The 12,939-nt window shown below is 67.7% G+C and carries 14 protein-coding genes; 3 read left to right on the top strand and 11 right to left on the bottom strand.

Features of this window, described 5'->3' with window-relative positions:
• Positions 1 to 176: 176 nt before the first annotated feature.
• The 9 genes from ACZ7JZ_RS35610 to ACZ7JZ_RS35570 form a co-directional block, all read right to left on the bottom strand.
• Positions 177 to 494, bottom strand: coding sequence for a hypothetical protein (locus ACZ7JZ_RS35610; protein ID WP_470947204.1), 318 nt, complete (start codon positions 492 to 494; stop codon positions 177 to 179).
• A gap of 441 nt (positions 495 to 935) precedes the next feature.
• Positions 936 to 2,867: a pRL2-11 gene (locus ACZ7JZ_RS35605; RefSeq protein ID WP_470947202.1), complete on the bottom strand. Its 1,932-nt coding sequence runs from the start codon at positions 2,865 to 2,867 to the stop codon at positions 936 to 938.
• Positions 2,868 to 3,067: 200 nt separating this feature from the next.
• Positions 3,068 to 3,355: a hypothetical protein gene (locus tag ACZ7JZ_RS35600; RefSeq protein ID WP_470947200.1), complete on the bottom strand. Its 288-nt coding sequence runs from the start codon at positions 3,353 to 3,355 to the stop codon at positions 3,068 to 3,070.
• Between the two features lie 191 nt (positions 3,356 to 3,546).
• Complete coding sequence (locus ACZ7JZ_RS35595) at positions 3,547 to 4,779, bottom strand: hypothetical protein (RefSeq protein WP_470947197.1); 1,233 nt, start codon at positions 4,777 to 4,779, stop codon at positions 3,547 to 3,549.
• A gap of 61 nt (positions 4,780 to 4,840) precedes the next feature.
• Positions 4,841 to 5,134, bottom strand: coding sequence for a hypothetical protein (locus ACZ7JZ_RS35590; RefSeq protein ID WP_470947194.1), 294 nt, complete (start codon positions 5,132 to 5,134; stop codon positions 4,841 to 4,843).
• Positions 5,134 to 5,445 (bottom strand): hypothetical protein, encoded by a 312-nt coding sequence (locus tag ACZ7JZ_RS35585; protein WP_470947192.1) that lies wholly within the window; start codon positions 5,443 to 5,445, stop codon positions 5,134 to 5,136. The genes ACZ7JZ_RS35590 and ACZ7JZ_RS35585 overlap by 1 nt, the downstream gene beginning before the upstream one ends.
• 3 nt (positions 5,446 to 5,448) lie before the next feature.
• Positions 5,449 to 5,649, bottom strand: a complete 201-nt coding sequence (locus ACZ7JZ_RS35580) for a hypothetical protein (protein ID WP_470947190.1) — start codon at positions 5,647 to 5,649, stop codon at positions 5,449 to 5,451.
• Complete coding sequence (locus ACZ7JZ_RS35575; RefSeq protein WP_470947188.1) at positions 5,646 to 5,792, bottom strand: hypothetical protein; 147 nt, start codon at positions 5,790 to 5,792, stop codon at positions 5,646 to 5,648. Before ACZ7JZ_RS35575 ends, ACZ7JZ_RS35580 begins: the two co-directional genes overlap by 4 nt.
• Positions 5,793 to 5,797: 5 nt before the next feature.
• The gene (locus ACZ7JZ_RS35570) at positions 5,798 to 6,325 is read right to left on the bottom strand and encodes an RNA polymerase sigma factor (RefSeq protein ID WP_470947186.1); all 528 of its coding nucleotides are present in this window, start codon (positions 6,323 to 6,325) and stop codon (positions 5,798 to 5,800) included.
• Positions 6,326 to 6,568: 243 nt separating this feature from the next.
• On the opposite strand from ACZ7JZ_RS35570, the gene ACZ7JZ_RS35565 reads away from it, so the two are divergent.
• The 3 genes from ACZ7JZ_RS35565 to ACZ7JZ_RS35555 all read left to right on the top strand — a co-directional run bounded on the left by ACZ7JZ_RS35565 (position 6,569) and on the right by ACZ7JZ_RS35555 (position 11,732).
• Entirely contained in the window at positions 6,569 to 7,318 is a 750-nt protein-coding gene (locus tag ACZ7JZ_RS35565; protein ID WP_470947184.1) for a GntR family transcriptional regulator, read from the top strand.
• 410 nt (positions 7,319 to 7,728) lie between these two features.
• Positions 7,729 to 11,142, top strand: coding sequence for a hypothetical protein (locus ACZ7JZ_RS35560; RefSeq protein ID WP_470947182.1), 3,414 nt, complete (start codon positions 7,729 to 7,731; stop codon positions 11,140 to 11,142).
• Complete coding sequence (locus tag ACZ7JZ_RS35555) at positions 11,142 to 11,732, top strand: hypothetical protein (RefSeq protein WP_470947180.1); 591 nt, start codon at positions 11,142 to 11,144, stop codon at positions 11,730 to 11,732. The genes ACZ7JZ_RS35560 and ACZ7JZ_RS35555 overlap by 1 nt, the downstream gene beginning before the upstream one ends.
• Before the next feature lie 64 nt (positions 11,733 to 11,796).
• Here the strand turns inward: ACZ7JZ_RS35555 and ACZ7JZ_RS35550 are convergent, their stop codons facing one another.
• Entirely contained in the window at positions 11,797 to 12,093 is a 297-nt protein-coding gene (locus tag ACZ7JZ_RS35550; protein ID WP_470947177.1) for a hypothetical protein, read from the bottom strand.
• Positions 12,090 to 12,939, bottom strand: an 850-nt coding sequence (locus tag ACZ7JZ_RS35545) for a nucleotide-binding protein (RefSeq protein ID WP_470947174.1), incomplete at its 5' end; no start/stop codon positions are given. The genes ACZ7JZ_RS35550 and ACZ7JZ_RS35545, both read right to left, overlap by 4 nt.

The raw sequence follows: 12,939 nt of genomic DNA, 5'->3' as shown, positions 1-12,939 counted from the left end.
AGTACTGACCTCAGTACCTCACGGAAGGCCCAAGGCGGCCCAACAGCGCCCGGGGCAAGAAAATACGAGAGTGGGCCGGGCCCGAAAACAGAAGCGCCCCGCTCCGGTGGTAGACGGAGCGGGACGCCGTGTCCTGATGATCTATGAGGATGCGGACAGGGAGGCGGAGCGGCCTCTCAGGTGGCCTGGTCTGCCTTGGGCGCCCAGACCCAACCGCGGACCTTCCGGCCGGCGGCTGTCGCCTTCTCCCAGCTCTCGGGGAGGTCTTCTGAGGCCCACACCTTGTACTGCGCCCACTGGAGGGTGGCGGCCTTGAGAGCCCTCTCCCGTTCCCTGGAGAGCCGGACCAGCGCCCCGCCGATGAGGCAGTAGACGGCGAGCACGATCCAGGTCACCAGGTGGAGCTGGTGGAAGGCGTACGCCAGCCCGATCACGATGTTCAGGACCAGGAGTCCCACGAGAGCGACGGCGATGGCGCCGGCCTTGATGGCCACCCCTGGGAGCCGGTCCCCGAACGTCTTGGGACCTTCCTCCTCTTTCCCCTCTTCCGAGGCGAATTCGTCTTCTGGAGCGGTCAGTTCACCTGTCTTAATGAGCTTCAGTTCGGCGGGACTCATGTTTCCGTGCTCCTTACGGTGTGGGTCGAGACGAGGAATCCGCGCTCTTTCAGACGGTTTAGCAGAGCGAATGTGGCTTGCCGGTCAGAGAGTTCGAGATTGAAAATCTGACGCGCACTCTCTCGCACATCTTGCGTGGTAATTTCGCCGCACCATTCGGCCGCATTAATTGCGGCATCGGTTGCGAAAATCACCTTTTTGGCGAAATGAATGACTGCCTTTCGCCTCTTGGCTCGCTTTTTGAAGGGGTTCCACATGTGAAGTTGGCTTGCCTTTCCTGAGGGTGGGAGACTCTTGCGAGCCTCCCACCAAAAAAGGTCATTCGGTGCCGGTCTCGGCTTCTGATTCGGCGGGTGCATTCACGCGATTACGGGCCCATCGGGTGAGTTCAGTGGGGTCGTAGAGCTTTTCCCTGCCCTTGAGTGCCACGTGGTCGGGGAACTGCTTGTCTCGACCGCGCGCGTTGCGGAGTGCCCCGAGGTCGCGCTTCTCCTGGGGGGTTGTGGTGCCGGGCTGAGGGGGCCCGGAGACGCCTGCGCAGACGGTCTTGGCGGCCTGGGAGAGGCTGATGGGGGCGCTCTCGTCGTCGGCCTGACCCTCGGCCTGAGTGGGGTCGGGCACGACCCTGAGGGGGCGGCCCTGTGTGTCAGACACAACCTGATTCCCCTGGTGGGCACCCCCCGTGTGTCGCTTGTTCAGTGTGTCAGCGTCAGCCGTCAGCTCCTCGATGGAGGGCACCGGGGTGACCGTGCCGGAGAGCGCCAATGCCTTGGCCTCCTCGTCGGTCATGAAGACCACCTGGGTCTCGTGGGCCTGGCCGGCCAGGACGACCTGGACGCGGCCGGAATGCCGGGATGCCTTCGGGATCGGAGAGACCTCGGGGACGAGCATTCGCCATGCGTTCTGGGTGTATCGGGCCAGGATTCGAGCGGTGAAAGCCTCTCGCATTTCCGGACCGCCGACGGTCTGAGCGGTAAGGGACTGGCCGATGAGTAGTGCGTGCATGAGCTGAGAGCGGCCCATGAAAAGAAACTCTCCGAATGCTTCCATTGCCGGGGAGTCGCTTTTCTTCTCGCCTTCCGGTTTGTTTTTCGCCCAGTATCGGGTGAGGCGCTTCCTCATCGTGTTAGCCTCCTCTGCGATGAGGAGGATTCGAGGGCCCATGGGCAACGGGTCTTCACCGCGCATTTCGCGGTGCACGTTCTCCTCCGCAATGGCCATGCGGCGGTTTCCTTCAGCGGCCAGGGCGATAAGGAGGTGGTGCGCGTCCCTTTCGTGGCGGATGTACATGAGGTTGGGCAGGCCGTACGCCCATTTGTGAGAGGTCCGCTTGAAGTCGATGAGGAAGGTGATTCCGCCATGGTGGAGAATCTGGGAGGCAAAGGCCTTTGCCAGTACGGACTTTCCTCCTCCCGGAGCGGCGGAGAACATGACGTGCGGGGATTCGTCGTCCAGGTCGATGGCGACGGCCACGTCGCGGTGGGAGAGCCCGAGGAACGGCGCTGAGGGGCTGGCGGCCTTGACTCGGGCAGCGACCTCGGGATCGGAGTAGAGGACCTTCATGGGGGCACGGGGGGCCTGGCGGAAGACGATGTGGGCGCTTGCGCCCTTGGTCTTCACGGTGGCCTTGACGTCCTGGAGGGCGAGCTTGGAGATGACGGCCTGGACGATGCCGGAGGTGTCCGTGCCGGGCTTCCAGTTGCCGGGCAGCTGCACGCGGACGACGTCGCCGGCCATCTCGGCGTAGGCCGGCGGGACGGTGAGGTACTGGGAGGGCTTGACGCCCTCGGGGAGGTCCAGGAGCTCCCGCAGGACCACGTGGAGGGGCCAGACCCAGTCCTTGCGGTGCTTCCAGGTGACCAGGCCGTCCACGCCCCGGAAACCGGCCCAGGAAGCCGCAGAACAGGCTGCGGCGAGTCCGGAGAGCTGGAGGGAGAGCAGGGTCTCCGTCGGCTCCACAACGGCCGCGTAGCCGGTCCCGCCTACGACGAACGTGCCGAACGCCCGCAGGCCTACCGTCTCCCAGCGAGAGAGGTAGTCCCAGGCGTGCGGCATCCGGCCGTCCTCCCGCTTGGTGGTCAGCGGCGTACCGCGGTGGGTCCAGGTCCGGTCGGTGCGGGGCTCCCCGTCGAGCGTGTCCCCGGACGCGAACCGCCAGACGCCCTTGGCGCTGTTGGCGAGTGCTTCCTCTATGGCCTTCCAGTCGGTCTCTTTGGCGGGGGTGCTGCCCCGGCTTGGCGGTGCGAACATCGGGGGGAACTCCTTCTGCTCTGGCTGGGCGGTACGGGAGTCGGGGGTGCCGGCTGCTACCCGGCACCCCCGGGGGTCTGGCCCGCCTCCTGCTACGGGGCGGGCCAGACCGGTTCTTCGGGGCTGTTCGGCTGCTACCTCGAACAGGCCCTGCACTTAGGACAGGTAGATTTCTCGGGCACGGTGTGACGCTCTGTGAGCTAGATCACGGGGTTGATCGGTCCGCCGCGTTCCCCGGACATGTCCACCAGGAGTTCGGACTCCTCCGCCGCGGCCTGGTCCGCGGCGGCCTTCCCGGCCCGGGTGGTGCCGCCGGTCATGGCGTGGGCGAGCGTCGCGAGTTCGGTCCACACTGCGGCCGCCCCGACGAGGGTGTCGGCCTGCTTGGCCAGCGCGGGCTGGTTGGTACGGACGGCCTTCTCCGCGTTGGCCTGTGCGCTGTGGAGGGCGTTGGCTGCCTTGTGGGCGTAGGTGTCGGGGGTGTCCATCTCGGTTCCTTTCGTAGTGCTGGGGAGTCAACTGGCGGGTGGTCACCGGGAACCTCACCACCGGGACCGGACAGGGGTCACAAGTCCGTATCGGCGGGGCCCGGTGAGTCACCGGTGAGGTTCGGAACCTCACCGGTGACTCACCGGATGTTGCAGAACCGGGCCTGTGGATAAGGTCCGGCGACCGCGGGCTAGAGGTAGGGGCCCGCGGGCTGCGGCTTCTCCTGGGCCTCCTTGGCGGCCCGGATGGCCGGCCGCTGGCGGAGGATTTCGCGGCGGACGCTGTAGCGCTTGGGCTCGTTCTCCATCAGCTCGGGGACCTTCGCTGCGATCGCGTCCTCGTCGGTGATCCCGAGGGACACCGCAGTACGGACCGCCTCAGCGATGGTGTCCGCCGGGGTATTGCCCGAAGGCTTGCCCGCGCCACGGTCGGCGGAGCGGGCAAGCTTGCCCGTGTCGTGGGCAAGCCCGGCGGGGGCCGCAACGACCTGGGCAAGCCTGGGCTTGCCCAGGTCCGCGGGGGTCTTGCCCAGGTCGATGGGGGCAGGCGTGATCAGGGCAAGGGCGGGCACGGCACCCTGCGTGACCTGGGGTTTCGTGGCGCCCGATTCCTGCCCGACCGTGCCCGATCCGGCACGGACCACAGTGAAGTCAGTGATCTCAGGCAGTTCAGTACCTTCAGGCAGTTCAGTGGGCTTGCCCGTGTCCTGGATCGCGGCGAGCGGCGCGGCATCCACGGCACCGAGGGCACGCACGCGCAGCTCCTGGTACTCCTCACGGGACAGGCCCAGGGCTTCGGCCATCTCGCGGTGCTGGTGCTCGATCGCCAGGAGTTCACCGAGGACACCGGCCTCCGCACGGGCGACCTGCCGCTGTACCTGGGCACGGGCCACGGTCAGTGCGGCCTTGCTCGTCTCGGCTTCCAGCCAGGCCGCGTCCTCGGGGTCGAGGTCGCGGTCGACGTGCTTGAGAACGGCGACCCAGAGGACCTTGGCGACGATGGAGACCATGGCGCCGACCACGGCGAGCGGGATGGAGTCGGCCTCCCATCCATGCCAGAAGATGGCTCCGGCGGTGACGACGACCAGGCCCAGGCCCATGCGGCGGGCCGCCGTGCGCTTGGCCCGGTCGTAGCGGGCCAGGACCTCCAGGATGATGCAGGTGATCCAGGCCGCGTCGAAGAGGCCGGCCGCGGCGAATCCGACCCCGCCCTTGAGCAGTTCACCGATGGAGACGGTCGACCAGACGATGGCCACGGCGGTGAGGGCCAGGACAACCCCGGCCGCGGCCCGCAGACCGATCACGTCCCAGTTCCGGGGAGCCATCGGGATCATCTTGGAGACGGGCTTGTTGACGGTGTGGGTCTTGCCGTCGCGGGTGACCTCGGTGGCCACGTCACGGGTGATCTTCTTGAAGCGGAGCACGTCGGGTCCTTTCGGGGTGGCCGGGGGCGGGCGAGAGACGCCCCCGGCCTGAGACGGAGGATCAGGAGGAAGTGGAGGGGTCCGTGTCGGGCTCGGGCTCGAATCCGGCCCACAGGGCCAGGGAGACGGCACAGGTGTGGATCCGCTGGAACAGCGAGGGGCGGGCGTCGAACTGGGCGGTCGTCACCTGGTAGGCCAGGAGGCCGACCAGACCGGCGAGCGCGAACGAGGGGATGGCGTGCCACCCGGCGGGGCCGAACACCCCGAACAGCAACAAGCCGAAGGGAGCCAAGAAGGCGAGGATGTCCGCGTACGCGGCACCGATGAGGAGCGGCAGGACCAGGAGCTTGCGCATCACCACCACCCCTTGGCCTTGCGGTCGGCCTTGGCCTGGGCGTCCTTGTTGATGACCTGCTGCTTGGCGTTCTCGTTGGTGCGGATCTCCGCCAGGAGCCTGGCCTCGGCGTTGGCCCAGATCAGGTTCATGGCCTTCTCGGCGCGGGGGGCTTCCTTCAGGCGGGTGGCCTTGGCCAGCAACACGGCCACGTGGCCGGCCAGCCTGGCCTGGTCCCCCGCGGGCAGGGCCCAGGACTCCCGCTTGCGGACGCCCTCCAACTTGTTCTGGGCGGTACGGATCGCGTTGTCGAACTTGCGGGTGCTGGTCATGGGTCAGCCCCTCTTCGGGTAGCGGTGGCCGGCGGGCGGGTTGGCGGAGTCGTTCACGTACAGGGCGTGGGCGACGACCTGTTCGAACTGCGCACGCTCCGGGGGCGTCTCCTGGTCCGGGGGGAGGAGACTCCCGCCCAGGGCCGCCATCAGGCCGTACGTCCGTTCCTTGTCGTCGTGGCGGGTCTCGCGGCGGATGCTCACTTCCGACCCCCGGTCTGCTGCTGCGCGGCCAGGGCGGCGGCCTGCTGCCGGGCGGCCTCAGCCGCGGCGGCGGCCTGCTGGGCCTGGGCGAGGTGGTGGGCGGTGGCCGACTCGTTGGCCGGGTCGTACGGCTGCTGCGTCATGGGGATCACCCGGCCAGCGCGGCGGACCGCAGGTTGCGGGCGCCCCGGCGGAGCGCGACCGACACGGTGGACTGGGCCCGGGAGATCCGGGAGGCGATGGCGCTCTGGGTCAGGCCCTGGGCCGACAGCTTGACCACCGTGCCCTGGAGCGCGGACAGGTCCGCCAGGGCGTAGAGGTCGACGTCCGCCGGCGGGGCCGCGGGGACGAGCCGCACGGCGACCACGTCACCGAAGTCGGTCGGCCTCTCGGTCGCGCGCTTCGGACGGTAGAAGCCGATCGCGGTGTACCGGACGATCCCGGCCAGCCACGGCATCGCGTGCTCGTCGTCCGTCCGGAGGTTCTGGATCGAGCGGGCGGCCTGATACCAGGTCTCCCCCGCGATCTCGTCCGCGTCCGCCCGGTTCTTCGCCCGGTTGATGGCGTAGGCCAGCACGCGGGGCGAGTACAGGCGGAACAGGCGGTCGAGACGGTCAGCGGAATCAGCGGTGAGCCGGGTTTCGGGCGAAACCCGCAGGTCATAAGCTTGAGACACGGTCCCTCCAGGGGGATCTAGGGCCCAGGCAGAGGGACTTAGCGGGATCTCTGCCTGGGCCCGTTTGCGTTCTCGGGCCTTGCGATGGCTCCACCATTACAGGAATTGTGGCACAATGCAAGTGACGGTGGCGCAGACACGAGAACGGCGGCGCCATCAGGTGGCACACGGCGCTAACTGGTACGTTGTGTGATGATCGAACGCGAGTCGCTACAACGACTCCGTCAACCCAGAAGAGGACCTATGACCAGCGGAAAGTCCACACTCCCCGAAACCCTCTCGGCGCTGCGCGCGTACATCGCGGCTCAGGAGTCGGGCACCGCACTGCCTTCTGAGACGGCGCTGGCTGAGGAGATCGGGAGCACCCGCACCCTCGTGAACACGGCGATCGGCCAGCTCATGTCCGAGGGGCAGCTCATCCGACAGGGAAAGAAGGCCATCGTGCAGCCCATCAAGACCATCGTCAGGCAGGTTCCTACCCGCTACACCGCCGCGTACCGCGAGGCCCAGGGCGCCCGCGGTGCGTTCGACGCTGAGATCCGTGAGCACGGGATGCAGCCTCGCTGGACTACCGAACCCGGCCAGGCTGGGGCGCCTGAGAAGGTGGCGGAGCTCCTGGGCATCGATGCCGGCGCAGAGGTCGCGGTCCGCTCGCGCGAGATGTTCGCGAACGACGTCCCCGTCCAGGTCGCCATCACGTATATCCCGGCCGACGTCGCAACGTCTGCGGGAGTGACCGGCGTCGACAGCGGCACCGGCGGCATCATCAGCCGGATGGGCGAGACGGACAACAAGCAGGCATCAGTCACCGAGACCATCGGAGTCCGCGTCCCCACAGAACGAGAGCAGGAACAGCTCCGTCTGCCGGGTGACGCTCGTGTGTACGAGCTGATCCACGCGGCACGCACCGCCGAGGGCCGGTGTGTTGAAGTCACGGTGCACGTCATGCCGGTTCACATGTGGGACCTCTCGTACACCTGGGACCTGTCCTGAGGCTGGCTGCGGCCGGAACCTCGTGCCCCATACAACCCGTTAGGGTCACCACACAGCAGAGACAACAAAAAACAGGAGAGGCCCCCTGTTGTCACGGGGTGGCTACCACACCCCCCGGGACGGGGACCTCTCCAACCAAGTACAGGGACTAGCCCTTCATCTACCACTCTACGGCCTTCCAAGAGGTCGTGGAATGAGGGGCCAGCCCAGAAAGGTTGTGGCAGGTGCCTCAGTCGGCACGTGCAGTAGAAGAGAACAATGGAGAGGTACACGTACCTGACCAGGGAAGTTCCCGGCGGAAGGGGGGCGGTTCGGGCGGCGGTGCCCGGGTCTCCTTCTTCGGCCGATCGGTCGATGGTGATCCCTCTCTCAGGTACGTCCTCGGGGGCCCCCGCCCCGGGCTGTTCACTGTGGCCGGCCCCGACAAGCCGCCCGTGCGGTTCCTGTCCTGGGCCCCTAAGGTCAACCGCCACCTGGTCCGCCTCGACGACGACGGGCGCTGTGTTGAGCGCCGGTACGAGGTGGAGGTGGACGGGGTGGTCACCACGGTCACCTCGGATGATCTGACCACGGGTCGGATCTGGCGGGAGATGGTCCCCGGGGCCAAGGGCTTCGGCCGGAGCAAGGTCCGGGACGCCCTGGAGAACGTGGTCACCGAACAGGCCGTGAGCCTGCCCAGCACCTGGATGCTCCGGCGCACCGGTTGGTTCGACCTGCCGGACGGCCGGTGGCTCTACGTCCGCGCGAGCGATGACGTGGTGGACGGGGTCCGAACCGTTGATCTCAAGCCTGAGGTGGTCCGGGCGTCCCGCCCCCTGGAGAAGCCGGCCACCCTGCCCGCGCAGAAGCGCGTGGTGAAGGACCTGGCCACCCACGGGTGGGGACCCGTCCTCGGCCTGGCGGTCGGTGTCCGTGCCCTGGCCCAGTCCCTGGAGCCCGTGCGCGGATCCCTGATCCCGCACGGGAAGCCCAACACCGGGAAGACGCTCACGTTCTGGGTGGCGTCCTGTCTGACCATGACGGCCGGGTGGCCCCCGTACGTCGACTCGTCGTTCAACGACACGATCACCGCGATCGAGAAGAAGATCCGGATGGCGAACGACCGGGTCATCGCGATCGAGGACATGCCTCTGACCTCGAACTCCGAAGCAGCCGCGGTGCGGGACGCTGTGGACAAGGCCGACCGGATGACCAGGGCCGCGTTCAACAACACCCCGATCCGGGACCGCTCTGAGCGGCACTCTGACCGAATCGCGGAGTCCGCCTACGTTCGCGGCATCCTGGTCCTGACCGCGCAGCAGATCCCCGCGTCGGTGCAGGCGTCGATGCTGCGGCGTGTGGTGTGCGCCGAGTTCCACCAGGGCGACAACGACTGGCGCTGGTACGAGAAGAACGGCGCCGGCCTGGAGCCCGGGATCCGCACGATCGGGGACCGGGTGATCGCGCACCTGACGGCCCTGGGCAAAGAGAAGGCCGAAGCCTGGGTCAAGGCGTGTGACCAGAAGGCCAAGGACAGGTTCCTGCCCATGGTCCGGGCCTCGTTGGGGCCCGGCACTCCGGACGGCATGGACGGCGTTCTCAAGGCCGCGTACCAGATGCTGGCCGGACTGGAGATGGTCAAGGAGGCATGCGGTCTGGACACCGGACCGCTCTGGCAGGCCATTCTGCCGAAGTTCGTTGCCTCCCTGACCGCCCAGGCCGCGGTGATGGACGACCGCCAGACCGCGGACACCGGTATTCCAGAGGCTCTGGGGGCCGTACTCCGCCGCTCGCTCCAGGAGCGCCGGGCACACATCCGGTGCCCCAAAGACGCCGTGCCCAAGGCCCTGGTCCCCGCCCAGACTCCTCAGGCCCAGGGCCTGAGGGAAGACACCTTCAACGGGACATCCAACGGGTTCGGCGGGGAAGGCGCGTCGGTGTACTACCTGGAGGACGCCCAGCTCCTGGGCGTCACAGCGTCCGACCTCCACACCCTGGTCTCCCAGTCCAGGGACGTCCGCCTCAACGGCTACCAGGTCAAGAGCCTGCCGGGCTTCCTCCTGAAGGAAGGCGCGGTGCTGGCCAGTAAGCAGAAGGGCCAGAGCGCCACGACGAAGATGCGGATCGGCGTGGCCAAGGGGCTGATCCCCCTCGTGCTGATCCCGGCCTCCACCGTGTTCACCCTGCCGGAGAGCGACGGCAACGACCCCGAGGGCCGCGACCACGAGGACACCCCGCAGGACGACGGGCCCCCGCCGGCACCCGAACCCGATGACGTGCAGCCCGAACTGCCCGCACCACCGACGCACATGCAGTCGGCTGTCATCCCCGCCCAGGCCACGGCGCCCGCCCCGGTCACGGCCGCGGCTCCGGAGGGTGTGGTGTTCGCCGTGACGGGAGGCCAGCTCGTCAACGCTGGCGACGCGACGTCGGTCTCCCTGGAAGGCGACGCAGCCACGAGCCTGGCAGCTCTGGTGGCCCAGGCCACCCGGGTGGCGCCACGGGGCCGTCTGACGCTCCTGATCGGGCCGGACGCTCACCGTGGATACAAGCTGCCTGCCGACGCCCCGTCGCTGGCGGACAAGCCGTGGTCGGCACCGTTCCAGACTCTGGTGGATGCGGGCTGGCACAAGCCGATGTCCGAGGACACCACGGAGCGGATGTACGTGGGCCAGTCCTCCCTGATGCAGCACCCCGACCGGGCTGACTGGGTCAGGATCACGCCCGTGAACTGGCTCGGCCCCGACTCCTTCCCCAAGACCCGAACCCGGGCCATGCAGCAGGCCAAGGAGGAGGACACCAGCGATGTTCTGACCCTGGCCTACCGGCTCGACCGGTTCGCCCAGGTGACCGGGTACCACTTCGAGGGGAAGGCAGCCGGAACCGGCATCGCGATGCTGCGTCAGCGGATCGAAGCGACCGCGCGCCAGCACCCCAAGTGGCAGGGTTCCGTCTCGTCTTGGCCCCAGGCACTGGACGACAGCTCCTGGAGCCGCGCCGAGACCGAAGAGGAGACCGCCAAGCCCTGGCGGAGCAAGTACGACGCGAACAAGGCTTACCTGCCCGCCTACCGGCAGGCCACCGTGGCCCGTGACGACCTGGTCAAGGCCGACAACCCCCTGTTCGACAAGGCCATGGCCGGGTTCTGGACGATCGTGGTGCCGCACTGGCCGCACGCGCAGGTGCCCGCGCCGGTCCCCAACCACCGCCCCGGGCAGGTGGTGACGGTGACCACCGACATCGTGCAGGCGTACGTCGACCTCGGGATCACCCCTGAGATCCAGGGGGCCCACATCGCTCCGGCCGTCTCGTTCGACGGACTGAGGGTCTTCAGCGACAGCATCCGTGACCACCTGGCGGAACTCGGATCCTCGGCCGACAGTGACGACCTGGCCGTGGCCCAGGTGCTCAAGGAGGTCTACCACACCGTTCACGGCAAGCTCCGCAACGATGCCCAGGGCGTCATCCGTCGGCCGGACTGGGGCCACGCTGTCCGCGACGCGGCCTGGGCCAACACCCTCAGGAAGGTGTACAAGGCGGCAGGGATCACCCGCTCGACCGCCGACCACGCGACCGCCGACCCCCGGTTCCCGATCCGGGTGAAGACGGACGAGATCACCTACGCCAGCGACCACGAGGACCCCGAGACGGACATCCCCGCGGGTCTGCGGATCGACAACACCGGCGTCAAGCTCGGCCACTTCAAGGCCAAGACGGTCAGCCGTGAGGCGTTCCAGGCCGAACAGACCGCAGCCCGGGAGAAGTCAGCCCGGATCAAGGAGCGCATGGAGGCCCGCAAGGTCGACCGTGCCGCACGTGCGACGCGACGGGGAGGTAACCGCTGATGGGTGACGCGAAGAACGCGATGTTCAAGGCCCTGGCCAAGAGGTCCGCCAAGTCCGAGGACAGGCCCGCCGCGGTGCGCGCTGCGCAGCTCATCAAGCGGTTCGGAGGGTCGGTCACAGAGGCTGCGAAGTCCGTGGGCCGCAGCGCGAAGACGCTCAAGGCATGGGCGGACGGGAAGACGGCCCCGCGCTCGGACAGCAACGAGGCATTGAATCGGGCGAACCGGGAGGCCCTGGTCCCGCAGGGCCGGCGGGACCGGTTGAAGGCATCGGCCAGCGACGACTACATGGAGCTGAACTCGGACGGCGAGACCTGGAGCATCCAGAGACCGGCCGGGGTCGGCAAGCCCTCGGGGGGCCTGGTCCTACACGCCAACATCCGAGTGAGTGACGAGGTCCGGGCCAGGAAGGTCAACCTCGGGGAGTGGCTGTCCGAAGGCCACATGGAAGACCTGTTGCAGGCGTTCATGGACGGTGACGAAGAAGCCATGCGCGGGATCTTCGTGGAGGGCCTGGAGAACTACTACCAGGAAGCCGAACTGGAGGACATCCTCGATGTGAGCTTCAAGCCCCTGGACTACGAGGGCTAACCTCTGTGCAGTGCTGGGCTCCTCCTTCTGATCCGTCCAGGGGAGGAGCCCAGTTGCGTGACGCCTACAGCTTTCCGTCTCCCTCGGTCAGTCTCTTCGCCACCTTCTCCGCAAGCCGTTCGTCCTCCAGGAGTTCGTCCGCGAGGATCCGGAACACCGCGGACAGGTCGACAGAGGACAGGTCCCGGTCCAGGGCGGTGCCGTTGCACCACCGCTTGAGCCTGCGGTGCAGCGTCGGCCGGACATCGACCGTGACACGGATCGGGGCCGTGCGCGGGACCGCGGCCGGCACCGCGGCCTGGCTCGTGCTCGCCCGGTTCGCGGTCCGGTTGTAGCCGCGGTTCTTCCCCGTCTCGGTCATCCGAGCCTCTCCGTCCTGCGGGCCAGGAGCTCCTGGGCCAGCCGTCGCGCATTGGTCCCCGGCGTCTTCGGCACGATGGCCTGCCGGAACTTGTCGTCGTTGTAGGGGATCAACGTCTCCAGGACATCAAAGCCCTTCTCCTCCAGGACGGCCCGGACGTCCGCGTCAGGGCCCGTGCGGGTCCTCTTCGGCCTGTTCGTGCGGTTGAGCAGGGTCACCACATCGGCCGGCCTGTTCCTCAGCTCCTGGACCTCCGCCAGGAACTCCCCGAGCAACGACCTGTCGCTGTCGTCCGGCGCACCCTTCGGCGGTTCGAACATCCGGTCCACCTCGTAGTGGCTCGGCGCCACAGGCAGGACCCAGGTCTCCGCATACCTCATCGCACCCCGCGCGATCCTCGCGTGGTCTTCGAGCTGCGGCACGTCGATGAGGACGATGTCCACCCCGCCATCAAGGTCCGGGATCTTGCGGTGAAGGTCAGGCTCACTCATCCCGACCACCGGCCAGTTCAGGCCCCCGGCACGGTTGTACGCCGCGAGGGAGGAACGGCCGGCGTCCGCATCGACTAGCAGCGGCTTGTAGCCCAGTTCGTAGAAGGCTTGGCCCAAGAACACCGTGGTAGTCGACTTCCCGACCCCCGGTTTCAGATTGAGAAACGCCCATGACATCGCCATGGCCAGTATTCTACTGAGCTTCCTGAACCCCAGTTGATCACTGAAGTTCAGTATGTGACTGACCTCCGGCCTCACAGACGCTGACACAGGGAGCACTTCTACCCTCGCGTTTTCTTGCCCCGGGCGCTGTTGGGCCGCCTTGGGCCTTCCGTGAGGTACTGAGGTCAGTACC

The sequence above is a fragment of the Streptomyces sp. NPDC038213 genome (assembly GCF_055600495.1).
This window is presented reverse-complemented; position numbering and strand designations above follow the sequence as displayed.